Below are 16,304 nucleotides of genomic sequence, written 5' to 3' on the forward strand. Positions count from 1 at the left end.
CTGCCAACTTTATAAGATTTTACAACAGAAAGCTCGAAAAGTTGGGAGGCATTCAGCCGTGAGTAGGGTTCAAGGGATTCAGGCATGGCTTGGTAACAATGGGGGCAGAACCAGTAGACTTGGTGAGAGCGAATGTGCCTGAGTAAGGTGTGTGAGCAACAAAGACAAGTATGACTAAACATCTTTTTCCTTCCTATTTGCAGTAGAGTTTAATTCAATTCCGGTACGATACCGTTATTGGCGTGGTTTGACGAGACTGTAGAGTGTGATACAATCTACGACAACTCTGCTTTATCTCTAGACTAAAACCGAAATCTGAGGAAATTCTGAGGATAAAAATCTGTTTCAAAAGTTTAGAGTTTCCTGACTGTGGTGAATCGGACAAGAGTATTAAAAGAGTATTAAATAAAAGCTATTCAATTTATTTTTGTGGTAGGCAATCAGGCGGATCAGGCGTCACCGTGTCAAACTGGGGCATCAAAATAGGGATTCTGTGACGATCGCACTGTAGATAGGAGTATGCCCCAACCCAGGATCTGTCGCATCAATGGCGGAATAACGGGTTTGGGCAAACCTCACGCACGCGATCGCAAGAATCAAGAATACAGTATGGTTATCCCTTACTCTGCTAGCAATCCTAGTCAAAGCCAACCCGCCAACCCGGTATCATGCCCGTTTCAGGAACAAAAGGGGAATTCTGAGGCTTGTGCGTTTCTGGCAATCTTCAATGACTCCCTGGATGCTATGGTGATTGCTGATAGCCAGGGAAAATTCCTCAGAGTCAATCGGGCGGCGGGTGAATTATTTAAATTGTCTGAGGATCAACTGCTGCATCGCACGATATTGGAAACTACTCCAATTAGTCTTCATGATTGGTGTCACTTTCTTGCCCAAAGACGAATCACTTATAACTTTTGTCTGTGGCGTGCCGATGGCACTCAACGAGACGTAGAGTTAGAAGGTACTGCCAATATGTTGCCGGATCATCATCTATTAGTGTTGCGAGATGTAACTGAATATCAGCAAGCGGAAAAGGCATTGCAGCAATCCCAGAATTTTGTTGAACAAATCAGTCAATCTATTTCCGCCATTGTTTATATCTACGACATCATTGAACAACGGAATATCTATAGTAATCGCACCATCACCGAGATTTTGGGATATTCGCCGGAAGCGGTACAAGCCATGGGAGAAACCCTGTTATCTCAACTCATGCACCCAGATGATTTAGCCAAATTATCGGCACAAATTGAACGCTTGGCGACAGCTTCCGATCGCGAAATTATCGAAACTGAATACCGAATGCGTCGGGCGAATGGGGAATGGTGCTGGCTTTATAGCCGAGATACAGTGTTTACCAAAACTCCCGATGGCAAACCTCAACAAATTTTAGGTGTCGCTACCGATATTACCACAATAAAATTAGCCGAAGCCAAAATATTAAGCTTGAATGCTGAATTAGAACAACGGGTGAAAGAACGCACCGAAGCCTTACAGCAAGCCAATGAAGAACTCAAACGAGAAATTCGCGATCGCCAACAGGCTGAAAAAACGTTACGAGAGAGTGAAGAACAATTCCGTTCTATTTTTGAGAATGTCTCGGTGGGAATTGCCCTGCTGGATCTCGACGGGTATATTCTGACCGCAAATGAAGCCAATTGTCGGTTCTTAGGCTACTCCCCGGATGAAATCGTCGGGATGCATTTTTCTGGGTTGACTCACCCGGAAGACTTATCTCTGGATACCGACTTATTTGATTCAATCCTGTGCGGAAAACGCACAAACTACACCATTGATAAACGCTATCTGCGCCAAGATGGTGCTTGTGTTTGGGGGCGGATCACGGTATCGATGATTAAAGATGAACAGAGTTCACCCCGATATATTGCCGTGGTTTGTGAGGATATCAATGATCGCAAACAAATGGAAGAAGAATTAAGAGAAAGTCAACAGAAATACAAAACCCTGTTTAAAATCTTTCCGATGGGTATTTCCATTACTGATAAAGGGGGAAATATTATTGAAGCCAATTCCGCCAGTGAAGAAATTTTAGGACTATCCCGTCAAGAACAAACCAGTCGCACTTATGATGCTCCCAATTGGTCTATTATTCGACTCGATGGTACTCCCATGCCAGCCTCTGAATTTGCTAGTGTTCGCGCTTTAACCGAAAATAGAGTCATTGAAAATATGGAAATGGGAATCCTTAAAGCCAAGGATAAAATCACTTGGATTAGCGTCACCGCCGCCCCCATTCCTCTCGCTGATTATGGCGTTGCCATTGCCTACATTGACGTTAGCGATCGCAAGCGCATGGAAAAGGCATTACGGGAAAGCCAACAAAAATATAAAACCTTGTTTCAAATCTTACCGATTGGGATTTCAATCACCGATAAACAGGGGAATCTGATTGAAGCGAATGCGGCGAGTGAGAAAATTTTAGGCTTATCGGTTTCTGACCGAATTAATGCTAAATATGTGACGCCACAATTGAACGTGATCCGACCCGATGGCACAGTAATGCCCCGATCAGAATTTGCCAATGTCAAAGCCTTAATTCAAAACCAAGTGATCAAAAACCATGAAGCTGGAATCGTTAAGCCAGATGGAAAAATTACCTGGATTAGTGCGACAGCTTCACCGATTCCGTTACGCGATTCGGGTGTCGTTGTTGCCTATTTAGATATTACCGAACGCAAGCAAGCCGAAGAAGCCCTCCAGCAAGCGAAAGAAGTGGCAGTTCGAGAAGCCAAACGCAGCGAAATTGCCAACCGTGCCAAAAGCGAATTCTTGACCAATATGAGTCATGAACTCCGCACGCCCCTGAATGGTATTTTAGGGTATGCTCAACTGCTCAAACAAGACACAACGTTAACCAACCCACAGCACCATAATTTGAACATTATTCATCAATGTGGTGAACACCTGCTTACGTTAATTAATGACATTCTCGACTTAGCTAAGATTGAAGCGCAAAAGATGGAACTCTATCCCACAGAGTTTCACTTGCCCAACTTTCTCCATAGTCTGGCTGATTTGTTTCAGTTACGTGCCCAACAAAAAGATATTATCTTTACCTATCAAGTGCTTTCGCCCCTTCCGAATGGGGTGATAGCGGATAACAAACGACTGCGACAGGTTCTGTGTAATTTACTCAGTAATGCGATTAAGTTTACGGATCGGGGTGAGGTAACATTTACGGTGAGTGTTGTTAATCGAACCGATGTAAAATCGGCTTGTAGAAATTCTGCCGTTGAATCAAAACTTAGTCAGAGCGGGTTTTGTACAAACCTTACCAGCAATAGTCAAAATCAAGTCCCTAAACCCACCCCGACAAACCCGGTTTACTCGAGGCTGGCGAAGGATCAACACTGTAAAACAATTCGTTTTCAAATTAAAGATACAGGTGTGGGGATTGATTTGAGTCAATTAACCAAAATCTTTTTACCCTTCCATCAAGTCAGTGATCATAGCCATGCGACTGAAGGAACGGGATTGGGATTGGCGATTAGCCAGAAATTAATTCAACTGATGGGGAGTGAAATTAAAGTTAAGAGTATTCCCGGTAAAGGGAGTACATTCTGGTTTGATATTAATTTACCCTTAGTCTCAGGATGGCACGAACCGAATCCTTCTACCAAACGCCGGATTACAGGCTTCAAAGGGGACAAACGGAAATTAATGATTGTGGATGATAATAGAGTGAATCGTACTCTATTGCGGGCGATGCTAAAGCCTTTAGGGTTTGAAATAATAGAGGCGGTTGATGGTCTAGACTGTTTGCAGAAGGTTGTCGAATCTTATCCTGATCTAATTTTAATCGACTTAGTGATGCCAGAAATGGATGGATTGGAAACCACACGCCGAATGCTAGCATTACCCCAACTTCAGGATAAAGATATCGTCGCGATCGCGCTTTCGGCAAGTGTCTACCCCCAGATTCAGCAGGAGAGTCTCGCCGCCGGGTGTCGGGGTTTTCTCGCCAAGCCTGTGGAAAGCCAGCAACTTCTCGACGCGATCGCACTCCATTTAAACCTAGAATGGATTTATTCCCTACCCCAATCTCTCTCCCCAACGAAGGCGGCTAATCTGACGCAGACGCCGATTATTTCCCTACCCGCATCAGAAATTACAGCATTAGCTGATTTAGTTAAAATGGGGGATATCCAAGGCATTATCGAACGCGCTGAATCTCTAGCCCAACAAAATTCGCAATTTGAACCCTTAACCAGCCAAATTTGTCAGTTAGCGAGAGGGTTTCGATTGAAACAACTGCGGGAACTGATTCAAGATCATCTTGTTGATGGTTAATAGTTTAGGGTTCATGGTTCATTGTATTCCTTTTCCTCTAAGGCAATCCATTATTTAGCCGTCAGGGGTATTCCGGGAATTCTTGATTACATCGTTCTAGCTAAACCATTACCCTATTAATCACTATATGTCTTGGTTGGTTGCTTGTTTCATCAGTTATCATTTATTATGACCCTTCAAGTTCCGGAGAAAAGTAAACTGCTGATTGTCGATGATAACCCCACCAATTTAGGGTTTCTCTTTGAATATTTAACTCAATCTGACTTCAAAGTCTTAGTCGCCTTAGATGGAGAAAGTGCGATTGAACAAGTGCAATATGCCCAACCGGATCTGATTTTATTAGATGTAATGATGCCGGGATTGGATGGATTTACAACCTGTAAACACCTCAAATCTGATCCATCGACTCAAGATATTCCCGTAATTTTTATGACCGCCCTGTCTGATACCGTCGATAAAGTCCAAGGCTTTAAAATTGGTGCGGTTGATTATATTACCAAACCCCTGCAACCGGAAGAAGTATTGTGTCGCGTCCAAACCCATCTTGCCTTGAGAAATCTACAAAAGCGACTCATTAACCAAAATAAAAAACTATTGGATTCACAAGATAAAGAACGGCAAAGATCCTTAGAACTTGAGCAGGCATTAAAAAAATTACAACAAACCCAACTTCAACTCATTCAATCCGAAAAAATGTCAAGTTTGGGTCGAATGGTTGCCGGAATCGCCCACGAGATTAATAATCCGTTGAATTTTATCTACAGTAATGCTTCGATTACAAAAACTTATCTAGAAGAACTCTTACACTTGCTTCATTCTTATCAACGCACCTACAATAATCCCAGCCCCGAAATTGTTGCAGAAACGGAAGCCATTGATCTGAATTTTTTACAGTTAGATTTACCCAAAATTCTTAACTCAATGCAAGTGGGGGCGGAACGAATCTGTCAGATTATTCTGTTGTTGCGGAGTTTTTCCCATTTGGATGAATCAGAATTTAAGTTAACGGATATTCATCAAGGAATTGATAATACACTGTTTTTGTTACAGCACTGTCTTAAATCTCAGTCAGATCGACCAGCTATTCGAGTGATTAAAGAGTATAGTTATCTGCCTAAAATTGCCTGTTATGGGGGTCAGCTTAACCAAGTATTTACGTCTATTATCACTAATGCCATTGAAGCCATTGATCAGGAGAAAGAGAAATGGAGAACAGGTAACAATGGGTTTGAATCGAATCCGCCAACACCAACGATTTGGATTTGTACGGAAATTAAAGACAATGCCAATGTGGTTATTAAAATTGCCGATAATGGTTCAGGGATGAATGATGAGGTCAAACGCCAAATCTTTGATCCCTTTTTTACGACAAAGCCTGTGGGTTCAGGAACAGGTTTAGGTTTGGCGATTAGTTATCAGATTATTGTCGAAAAGCATAAAGGTCAGTTACAGATAAATAGTCAACTGGGAAAAGGAACAGAATTTGTAATTGATATCCCGCTAGATTTGAATGAAGAGTAGAAATAAATTCCATTAACTTTCACCTTGTTACACCGCCTTGAAATCTGGAAAACCTCTCTCCAAACCTCTCTCCTGCAAGGAGAGAGGCTTTGAATTCTGCCCCCTTCCGTGCAATAAAAGGGAAGCATCTTTTTTTCTAAATAGCGTTAAAAGTCAGATCTATCCCTCACCTCCTCACCATAATTATGGGTATTCAACCGGACATGATATTATTAATTTGTACGGAGATTTTTTTGATAATTAGCAAAGTGTAAGTATTCAATCGAACGTTATATTACAAATGGATAACCTATGTCCTACAGCCAGTTTACCCTTGCTCAAGCCGTAGCAGACTTTAATCTCGTCTTAGTTGAGGTTCCGCAACTTCTGGCAGAAATTGCTCCGGTTACACCGTCACCCATATTAACGGAATTCCTAGAAACGAGTCTACCTTTAACCGCCACAGGGAGTGAAAAGGCACGGTCTGAGGGTATTATTTACCCAATTCTCTGGGAAGTCAAACGCCTTTTATCTTCTCAAGTTAGCTTGTTTTCAGGAGAAGAATTTGATGTCGATCCCTCGGTCGGTTTAAATGGGATCTGTGATTTTATTTTGTCTCGTTCGGTTGAGCAACTATTTATTCAAGCCCCAGTGGTTCTATTAACGGAAGCAAAGAAGGCAGATATTCGCACGGGATTAGGTCAATGTGTGGCGGAAATGGTGGCGGCGCAGCGATTTAATGCGGCGGCGGAACGTTCGATTACGACGGTGTATGGCTGTGTAACCAGTGGTACACAGTGGCGGTTTCTGAAGCTGGAGGGACAAACGGTAACGATCGCGCTAACTGATTATCCGTTACCCCCAGTTGATCAGATTCTCGGATTTCTAATTTGGATGGTTAGAGACGGTTAATTGTAGGGGCGGGTTTAGCCGTTTAATTGACGGGTGTACCCATAACTGATCAACAAAACCCGCCCTCTTTTTGTTTCTGGAGGGACAAACGGTAACGATCGCGCTAACTGATTATCCGTTACCCCCAGTTGATCAGATTCTCGGATTTCTAATTTGGATGGTTAGAGACGGTTAATTGTAGGGGCGGGTTTAGCCGTTTAATTGACGGGTGTACCAATAACTTATCAACAAAACCCGCCCTCTTTTTGTTTCTGGAGGGACAAACGGTAACAATTGCGCTAACTGATTATCCGTTACCCCCAGTTGATCAGATTCTCGGATTTCTAATTTGGATTGTAGGGGCGGGTTTAGCCGTTTACTGAACGGGCGTACCCACAACTGATCAACAAAACCCGCCCTCTTTTTGTTTCGATTTGAACCAAATAACGAATGACGAATGACGAATTATGCTGTCTTGAAAAAGCGGATAATTTCGCGAACGTGATCCAGGAATTGACTATCTGTAGTTAATTGGGCGATCGCTTGTTGGGCTTCCCGGGCTAAACGCCTGTGTTCAGCCTCATTCTGGGCTTCGAGTTGATCAAAAGAAGCGCGGAGTCGGGCGATATCTTTGCGGCTTTCTTCCCAGTTACGATTCTGTATCGCTACCCAAGACTGCTCATTTTCGGGATCGAGTTGGGGTTGGATCTGTCTGATATCCTGTTCTAAATTTGAGACGCGATCGCGCAATTGGTACACATCCTCACGCGGATACTTAAACTCCCGGCGAATCATCGCTAAACGGGCGGCTAAATATTCATAGAGTCGGATGGCTGGGCGTAAGGCGGTTAACAACAATGCTGCACCCGAACTAATGTAACCCACTGCACTAATTCCCGTAGCCGCTAGCGTGTAAAGCCCAATCGCAGATAGAATATGTAAAGCTATCGCCACCCAGAGCGATCGCGTTGCCACAACTTGAGCATAATTAACCTGTTTGGCGTCAATCTCTATTCCCTTTTCCGCCGATTGCGCCGCATCTGCCAAAACCGACTTGGCTTCAAAGTGGACATTCCAGGGAACTGTCACAACCACCAACAGCCACCAAAAGCTGGCAACTCCAATCACCCAATCCAGAAAATGTCCAGCGCTGATATGCAACCATTGCAGGATGCCAAATATCAGCAGGGTAATGATTCCCAATGCGCCACTCCATCCGATAAAGTTAAATAACATATCCTGTGACCTGTAAGTGTGAAACGTTTTCCCCGATCATGGGTAAGGGTTCCAGGGACAGGGGTTCAGCTTGTGATACTTTCTTTTGTTTCACAGGGGTACACCTGATCCGGTTGATTGTTACGAGATATTAAATACACGCTAAGTACCGAGGAATCTGGGAAACTTTTATACACGAGAGTGATCACAGACTTTGTACAGAGGAAAGTTGTTGAAGAACTACACAATTAAAGGATTGAAGCGGACAAGATGAGAAAGCGTGCATTTTTTACACAAGTAGCCACCCTAGCCACAATCGCCCTATCTAGCCTAATCGCGAATAAATCAGTGGCGGCGACATTTGAGCAAATTCCGGTTGATCAAAATAAATTTATTGCCGTGGCTGCACCTTTTGGCGAGAGTTCCCATCAACTGCTGATTATTGAACAAAAAAGCAATGCGCGGCAGTGTTGGAGTGAAAGTGGCAGTAATCCGGTTATCGTTGATCCGCTATTATTGAACTTTGACTTTAGTGGGATTTGCGGACGTAGCACCGATAGTAATGGGTATTCCATCCGCATGGCGGGTGAAGATTTGGGCTTAGATTATTTACTCAGAATTGTTGAACGCAATGGTGAATTGGTACTGATAGGAACCAATAGCCGCGATCGCAGCGCCCCAGAGGTTATAGTGGGTAGAACCCAAGGGTTAGCCAATGGATTTGTCAAGATAGTCTTAGAACCCGGTTGGGACTTTGCCCGACGTTCCTATCAAGGTAGACCATTGGGTCATATTTATCTGGCAAATAGTCAACCTTTAAGCAGTATTGGTACAGGTGGCGGTTCTGGTACAGGTTCTAACCCAGGCACAGGTTCCGGTACGGGGTCTAATCCAGGTGCTAACCCAGGCACAGGTTCAGGAACTGGCAATCCAGTCGTAACCTTTCCCGATGTTGCCAATGACATTTATGCCAATGAAATTCAGCAAGCTGTGGCAATGGGATTTATTGCTGGATTCAGAGAAGATAACACATTCAGACCCCAAGCGGCTTTAACTCGTGAACAATTGGTTTCGATTATTTTTGAAGCCCTGAATCAACTTCCCAACGCCAATCTAGAACTGCCTAATCAAGTTACCTTTGCCCCTTATCCTGATGTTAATCCCTCCCGATGGAGTGCGGCGAAAATTCAATGGGCGCGGGAGAATAATATCATCAGTGGTTATGCGGATGGCAAATTTCGACCCACCCAACCCGTAACTCGCGCTGAACTGATGGCAATGGAACGACGGGCGGCGGAGTTTGCCTTAACCCTTCAAGGTCAACAACCGACGCTGACAGGCAATCAGTCTGCTTTACAGTTTAGCGATATTCAGGGTCATTGGGCAGATGCGCTGATTACCCAAATGTCGGCTTATTGTCGAGTGGCGTCTCCATTGAATGAAAGGGGGAGTGCTTTTTCTCCCAATAGCCAAGCCCAACGGAATTATGCGGCGGCGGCGACGGTGCGAATGCTTAATTGTGTGAAATAATTGGTCATTGGTTATAGCAATACGCATTGAGGTTAGGACAATAAAATTGGGTAAAAAGGCAATAGGCAATAGGCAATAGGCAATAGGGGAATGTCCTAACCTATGCCCGTAGTGCGATAAATCGGATTCTCTTGCTCCCCTCTCCCAAGCTTGGGAGAGGGGCTGGGGGTGAGGGCTGGCTTGGGAGTCGCTGCAAAATGAACACAATTGACCGATAAAATTTACCGGGTCGCCCTGCATCAGGTATCAGAAAAACCCAGGAAAATCGACATGAACCATTGCCTAAAATTAACCTATCAATTTTCTGGTCAAAACGCAACAATCAACCCTATTTCAACGGTGATGTCACGGTAAAGGTTGTGCGGTCTGGGCGGGTTTAGTTACATCTGGGTGAGGTGAAAAACGATAATAGTGAAACCCGCCCCTACACAGACACCTTCATCAAAGGTATGGGTCAACTATCAACCATCAACACTTTCAACGGTGATGTCACGGTAAAGGTTGTGCGGTCTGGGCGGGTTTAGTTACATCTGGGTGAAGTGAAAAACGATAATAGTGAAACCCGCCCCTACACAGACACCTTCATCAAAGGTATGGGTCAACCATCAACCATCAATCATCAAAACTATGTCAAGGGTAATTTAACGGTAAAGGTTGTGCCGACATTAACTTCACTGTCTACGCTAATTTCACCGCCATGGATATCCACGCAGCGCTTGACGATGGAAAGTCCTAAGCCTGTTCCTTTAATTTTGCCAACATTGCTGGCACGATGGAAGGATTCAAACAGGTACTTTTGTGCCTCTGGAGGAATGCCAATTCCACTGTCTTTAATCTGGAACGTAATCGTTGTATCGTTACTGAATAAATGAAACGTGACGACGCCACCTTGCGGGGAGTATTTTACCGCATTTGCTAGTAAATTAGAGAGGATAGGGCGCAATAGATTAATATCCAGACAAGTCTCGGTGAATTCACCTTGATGCGTAAAAATAATTTGGTACTTATCCCCAGCATTGGTCTGGATTTCTTCGACTAAGTTATGACAAAATTTAACTAAATCGATAGGAATAAGTTGAAGTTCAACTTTTCCGGATTCGGCTCTACCAATCAGTAAAACGTCATCTAACAACTGGATCATCTGGTTCACAGATAGTTTAATTTGCCGCAAATGCTTTTCTTTTTTGGCATCCATGGTATCTCGACAATAGCGTTCGAGCAGATCATTTGAGGAACTAATTGTGGTGAGGGGGGTGCGGAATTCATGGGAGGTGATGGCGATAAACTGAGTTTTCAGTTGGTTTAATTCTTTTTCTTTAGCTAAGGCTAACCGCAGCCGTTCTTCAGATTGATGGCGCGAGAGGGCAATTTCAATCGTGGTTTGCAGTTCGTCTTCTTGGAAGGGTTTGAGAATATAACCAAAGGGGGCGGTTATTTTAGCTCGCTTTAAGGTAGATTTATCTGCATGGGCAGTCAGATAAACGACGGGAATATTTAGACGTTGACTAATCTCCTCAGCCGCTTTAACTCCATCCAGTTTTCCGGGGAGTCGAATATCCATGAGAACTAAGTCAGGTTTAGTTTGAGTCGCCGTGGCGATCGCCTCTTCTCCCGTCGTCGCTATCCCCACAACGTCATACCCTAGTGTCCGCAGTGTGGTTTCAATATCAAAAGCCACGATTTCTTCGTCTTCTACAATCAGCAGCTTGGCATTGGAGATCATGATGATGGCTTCCTTGCTAATAGAGAGTTGGTTCGGTTAGCTCAAACTTGAACGCCCTAGACAATTTTATATCGTTATGGCTATATTCCATAGAATGCTCTTAATGAATAACAAAACATAACCAATGTATGACAAGATACCTAGCCTAGAGCAAGTCAGGCGAGTTCAATGTTGTCTGGAAGGATTAGCAACTCCTGTTAAAGATAATTATAAACAGAGTTCCCTGATTGCGATCGAGTGTTATCTCACCGTTGAGTTGCTTAGCCAACCGACACACAAGCTGTAAGCCTAGAGACGAGGTTTGCCTAAAATCCACGTCCTCTGGGAAACCAATGCCATTATCACCGATAGTCAAGCATAATTGTTCTTGGAGAACAGAGGATAGAGAGTCTGAAGTGGCGTTTGTTAAGTTGTTTTCCCCATCTTCCCCATCTCCAATGGCACTGACTTTAGAGTTTGTAGTCAGCGCTTCAGCGCTTATGGCACTAAAGTGCCTACTACGAACCCAGCTTAAGTCAGCGACATTCCCCCTATCTCCCTGATCCTCCCCTTCGCCTTCATTAGTTCCTCCTCTCGTTTGGAGAGTGATGCCAATCTCACCATTGCGGGAGTCGGTAAAGGCATATTTTAAGGAATTGGATACTAATTCATTAATAATTAATCCACAAGGAATAGCGGTATCAATCGACAGCGAAACGGGAGCAATTGTCAGATTAAAGGTAATTCCTTTTTGCCTTGCTCCATAGCAGCGAGAGAGAGAGTAAACCAGACTTTTGATATAAGTACCAAAGTTAATCTTAGATAAATGTTCAGACTGATACAGTTTTTCGTGAATCAGTGCCATTGCTTGCACTCGATTTTGACTTTCTTGCAAAAGGTCTAATATTTCGGGTGTTTTCAGTTTTCTTGCCTGTAAACGCAGCAAGCTGGATATAATTTGCAGATTATTCTTGACCCGATGGTGAATTTCTTTGAGCAAGGTTTCTTTTTCAATTAAGGACGCTTTAATTTGAGCTTCTGCTTGCTGGCGTTGGGTAATATCGCGCCAGGTTACGGCTAACCCATCATCGAAACGAACAGCACGAATATCAAAGGCTTGTCTCAAATTTTGTGGATGGGATAAATCATCATAGAAAAGTAATTCTTTAAGCAAGGGTTGACCCGTTTCCAAAACTTGACAGTAGGCATTGAATAACTCATCTTGATAAGCCGGGGGCAAAATCGAGTAGATTCGTTGACCTCTTTGTACGGGTTGAGTAAAACAGTGATACTGATTAGTAGCATCATTGACATACTCAATGACAAAATCAATAATTTGACCCGAATCATCGCGAATAGGTTTATACAACCCAAAGCAATCTAATATATTATCCAGCGAGGTTTGGATTCGGTGTTCACTTTGGGTTAATTCATCTTGTAACTGTTGCTGGTGAGTAATATCTTCGATCATGGCAACACAAAATACAGGTTCGCCAATCAAGTCGCGCAGCACCGCAACGGTTAGATTTGCCCAGACAATCTCACCATTCTTTTTAAAATAGCGTTTCGGCATCCGGAAACTATCAATTTCCCCCTGATAGATTTGTTCCATGTACTGTAAATCATGCCCTAGATCATCAGGATGGGTAAAATCGTCAAAGGTAAGCGACATGATTTCTGACTCCGAATATCCCAGTGTCTGATAATAAGCCGGATTGACTTGAATAAACTGATGGGTATGAAAGTTGATCAGGGACATACCAATGGGAGCATGATCAAAAATTTGCCGGAATCGTTGCTCACTTTTTTGTAAGGCAAGTTCTGTTTGTTTACGCTCGGTGATATCCTGAGCAATTCCAGCAATGCGGTACATTTCACCTTGTTCATTGTAGATGGGAAAAGCGCGATCGCGAATCCAACGCATTTCTCCATCGGGTCGTAGTATTCGATATTCTTCATCATACTCGCCTAATACCTCTTTGTGGATAGCGCTGCGGATGCGATCGCGATCATCGGGGTGAATTGTATCCAACCAAGATAGGCAATCAGTATACCAAGAAGCACAGGGTTGACCCCAAATTGTTTCGTAAGCCGGACTAATATAAATATTTTTGGTTTTCTCTACATTTGTCATCCAGAAAACATCTTGAATATTCTCTGCAAACTGACGGAAGGTTTCTTCACTCTGGCGCAATGCGGCTTCAGTTTGCTTGAGATTTGTGATATCGAGAATTGTCCCAAATACACCAATTATCTGGTTGTCTGAGTTTAAAATCGGTTTCCCTTTAGCGAAAATGTGGCGAATCGAACCATTGGGACGAATCAGTCGATAGTCTAATTTATAGGGTTGTTTATGTTGGATACTATGGGCAACGGTTTGAGTAAAATATTTGCGGTCATCGGGATGAGTAATCTGGTGTACCAGTTGTGCATAAGTTGGTTCACCGTGATCCGGATCTCGACCAAAAATCCGGAATGTTTCGGCTGACCAAGTAATTTTATGAGTCGTTATATCATAATGCCAATGACCCAGATGAGCTAGTTCTTCTGCTTCAGCAAGTTTGGCTTGGCTTTGACGTAAACGTTCCTCAACTTGCTTGCGATCGGTGATATCTTCAGCAATTCCCACATTGCGGTTAACTTGTCCAAAGTCATCGATAATTGGCAAAGTACGCGCCCAAATCCAACGCTGTTCACCATTGGGTTGGATAATCCGATATTCTTGCTCAAAGGGTTTGTCCCAGACATGAGTTTGCCATTCGGTAATCACGCGATCGCGATCGTCTGGATGAATCACATCTTGCCAAGATTCTGGCTGTTGATAGAGAGAGTCACAAGAGAGTCCCCAGATTTTTTCGTAAGCTGGACTAACATAAATCATCTGATTAACAGTGCGGATAAATAAGACTTCCCGAAGGGTTTCCGCAATTTGGCGCAAGTTCTGTTCACTTTCTTTGAGTTTACGGTTGACGTGCTGACAATATTGAATTTCTTGAACCAGTTTTTGACTCGTGTGACGTAAATCAAGGGTGCGCTGATTCAGGTTAGATATCAATATCTTGTTGAAGAAGTGAGATGGATTAACTTCTTTTTTTCTGCGTTCAGTAATATTCAGACTACTACTAATTAGCCGATAAATCCGCGACTCTTGATTATACAAAGGTGTGAGCGTGGTTAACCACCAACTATCCTGAGATTGACAATAAGTTTCATAGACAATCGCACGTCTCTCCTGAACGCATCGGGTATAGTTATCCACGATAGCGGTTGCTTCAGCCGCCGGAAAAATCTGTTCCGGGGATTTGTCTTTTACTTCCTCTAAACGTTTTCCCATCCATCGTTCAGATGCCAGATTTATCTCCACGAAACGAAATTCACCAGAGGGTAAAACATCAATTACCGTGATAGGATGAGCAACACTTTGATAAATACTCTCTAAGAATTGGTTTCGTTGTTGAAGTTGGGCGTAGGTTTGTGGTTCCATTTCTCGCTAAAGTGGCTAGTGCAAGAAGGCAGAAATAACTGAACAGCTAATATCTCCCCCCGCTTCCCCTGCTCCCTCTGCTCCCCCTGCTTCATCGTATCTACGAAGCTGCTCAAGTATTTTTGCCTAGCTCCACTAGGGTGTAGGGGCGGGGTTCATCTCACCCCAATATAACTAAACCCGCCCTGACTTGACCCTTAGGTAGATTGGCACGTATTGGAAAATGTGCTAAAAGGTCAACAGGATAGAGTTAGATCGGATAGATATCAATATCTGCATCCTGCGATCGCGGCTACGCCCTTAAGTCGAATGTCACTGACTTTAGAGTTTGTAGTAAGCGCTTAAGCGCTTCTGGCACGCTTCGTGCCTACTACGAACCCAGCTCCCTATTCCCTGTTCCCTATTGCCTATGTCTAATAAAACCCTCGGTTTAGATACTCCACTGTATAAATATTTATTATCGGTGTCCTTGCGAGAACCCGATATCCTACAAAAATTACGGCAAGAAACCGCCACCCATCCAGATAGCGCCATGCAAATCGCCCCGGAACAAGGGCAGTTTATGGCATTCTTGGTTCAGCTTATGGGGGCGATGAAAACCTTAGAAATTGGCGTATTTACAGGCTACAGTGCTTTAGCCGTCGCCTTAGCCTTACCCAAGGATGGCAAGATTGTCGCCTGTGATGTGAGTGAAGACTATACCGCCATTGCCCGCCGTTACTGGGATGCCGCCGGAGTCTCGGATAAAATAGATTTGCGATTAGCACCTGCTTTGGAGACTTTGGATGAATTATTGGCAGCAGGGCAAGCAGAAACGTTTGATTTTGCGTTTATCGATGCCGATAAAGTAAATTATCTGGCATACTATGAGCGATCGCTGCAATTAATTCGTCCGGGGGGTTTAATTGCTATTGATAATGTCCTTTGGGGGGGACGAGTTGCTGATTCTCAGATGCAAGATAAAAATACCGCCGCGATTAGAGCATTTAACCAAGCCATTAGTCAAGATGAACAGGTTATTTTAAGTTTAGTCCCGATTGCTGATGGATTAACCTTGGCATTGAAGAGAGAGCCAAGAACTCAAGTTCTTGGCTAAAAGCTTAAACCCGTTAAAACGGGTTCAACGTCTTACCCCGAACAAATGACTACCTATAATTTTGCCAACTGAGTTAGGAACGGTAACTAATAGTTAATGCCGCAATTGATAATCAATCCCCTAAACATGTAGTAATTATAGGTGGTGGGTTTGGTGGACTTTTATCGGCATTTGAAGCCGCAGAAAAAGAAGCTGATCCTGATCAACGTCGGGCGTGGTTAACTTGGATTTTTGTACATATCTTTTTCCTAATTGAATTTGATAATAAAATCATCGTCATGGTGCAATGGGCATGGAGTTATTTCACCCGTAATCGTGGCACTCGGTTGATTACTAATCCAGAGGAGTAATCGTCATTCGTCTTATGTATAGCACTACGCATTAAGGTTAGGACATATCAAGAAAAATTTAAATCGCTCAATCCCTTGTCAGGTAAGCGTTTATTGAATGGTAGGGGCGACCCGCTGCAAAAATGAACACAATTGACCTATAAATTTTATCGGGTCGCCCTGCATCAGGTATCAGAAAAAGCAAGGAAAATCGACATAAACCATTGCCTAAAAATAAACCGTTAA

8 protein-coding genes are annotated in these 16,304 nt (G+C 43.5%); 5 read left to right on the top strand and 3 right to left on the bottom strand.

The annotated features are described in order from the left end of the window. Positions 1–519: 519 nt before the first annotated feature. From MC7420_RS35105 to MC7420_RS12100, 3 genes are all read left to right on the top strand, one after another. Positions 520–4,311, top strand: a complete 3,792-nt coding sequence (locus MC7420_RS35105; RefSeq protein WP_006100620.1) for a PAS domain S-box protein — start codon at positions 520–522, stop codon at positions 4,309–4,311. 168 nt (positions 4,312–4,479) lie between these two features. Next, positions 4,480–5,832 (top strand): hybrid sensor histidine kinase/response regulator, encoded by a 1,353-nt coding sequence (locus MC7420_RS12095; RefSeq protein ID WP_006100543.1) that lies wholly within the window; start codon positions 4,480–4,482, stop codon positions 5,830–5,832. A 291-nt stretch (positions 5,833–6,123) separates the two neighbouring features. Further along, positions 6,124–6,723 (top strand): hypothetical protein, encoded by a 600-nt coding sequence (locus MC7420_RS12100; protein WP_006100423.1) that lies wholly within the window; start codon positions 6,124–6,126, stop codon positions 6,721–6,723. Between the two features lie 444 nt (positions 6,724–7,167). On the opposite strand, the gene MC7420_RS12105 is transcribed toward MC7420_RS12100, so the two are convergent. Then, the gene (locus tag MC7420_RS12105) at positions 7,168–7,938 is read right to left on the bottom strand and encodes a hypothetical protein (RefSeq protein ID WP_006100725.1); all 771 of its coding nucleotides are present in this window, start codon (positions 7,936–7,938) and stop codon (positions 7,168–7,170) included. 249 nt (positions 7,939–8,187) lie between these two features. Between MC7420_RS12105 and MC7420_RS12110 the strand changes: the two genes are divergently transcribed. Beyond that, positions 8,188–9,447, top strand: coding sequence for a DUF3747 domain-containing protein (locus tag MC7420_RS12110; RefSeq protein WP_006100491.1), 1,260 nt, complete (start codon positions 8,188–8,190; stop codon positions 9,445–9,447). Between the two features lie 625 nt (positions 9,448–10,072). Here MC7420_RS12110 and MC7420_RS12115 read toward each other — a convergent pair. After that, on the bottom strand, positions 10,073–11,170 hold the full coding sequence (locus MC7420_RS12115; protein WP_006100685.1) for a hybrid sensor histidine kinase/response regulator: 1,098 nt from the start codon (positions 11,168–11,170) through the stop codon (positions 10,073–10,075). A gap of 184 nt (positions 11,171–11,354) precedes the next feature. After that, on the bottom strand, positions 11,355–14,633 hold the full coding sequence (locus MC7420_RS12120) for a PAS domain-containing sensor histidine kinase (RefSeq protein ID WP_006100440.1): 3,279 nt from the start codon (positions 14,631–14,633) through the stop codon (positions 11,355–11,357). 409 nt (positions 14,634–15,042) lie between these two features. On the opposite strand from MC7420_RS12120, the gene MC7420_RS12125 reads away from it, so the two are divergent. Continuing rightward, positions 15,043–15,729 (top strand): class I SAM-dependent methyltransferase, encoded by a 687-nt coding sequence (locus MC7420_RS12125; RefSeq protein WP_006100652.1) that lies wholly within the window; start codon positions 15,043–15,045, stop codon positions 15,727–15,729. Positions 15,730–16,304: the final 575 nt, after the last annotated feature.

The sequence above is a fragment of the Coleofasciculus chthonoplastes PCC 7420 genome (assembly GCF_000155555.1).
GTDB classification, from domain to species: Bacteria; Cyanobacteriota; Cyanobacteriia; order Cyanobacteriales; family Coleofasciculaceae; genus Coleofasciculus; species Coleofasciculus chthonoplastes_A.

Bases quoted from the DNA above. Each gene is read 5' to 3' on its own strand.
- MC7420_RS35105 (WP_006100620.1), top strand. From the start codon at position 520: ATGCCCCAACCCAGGATCTGTCGCATCAATGGCGGAATAACGGGTTTG.
- MC7420_RS12095 (WP_006100543.1), top strand. From the start codon at position 4,480: ATGACCCTTCAAGTTCCGGAGAAAAGTAAACTGCTGATTGTCGATGAT.
- MC7420_RS12100 (WP_006100423.1), top strand. From the start codon at position 6,124: ATGTCCTACAGCCAGTTTACCCTTGCTCAAGCCGTAGCAGACTTTAAT.
- MC7420_RS12105 (WP_006100725.1), bottom strand. From the start codon at position 7,938: ATGTTATTTAACTTTATCGGATGGAGTGGCGCATTGGGAATCATTACC.
- MC7420_RS12110 (WP_006100491.1), top strand. From the start codon at position 8,188: ATGAGAAAGCGTGCATTTTTTACACAAGTAGCCACCCTAGCCACAATC.
- MC7420_RS12115 (WP_006100685.1), bottom strand. From the start codon at position 11,170: ATGATCTCCAATGCCAAGCTGCTGATTGTAGAAGACGAAGAAATCGTG.
- MC7420_RS12120 (WP_006100440.1), bottom strand. From the start codon at position 14,633: ATGGAACCACAAACCTACGCCCAACTTCAACAACGAAACCAATTCTTA.
- MC7420_RS12125 (WP_006100652.1), top strand. From the start codon at position 15,043: ATGTCTAATAAAACCCTCGGTTTAGATACTCCACTGTATAAATATTTA.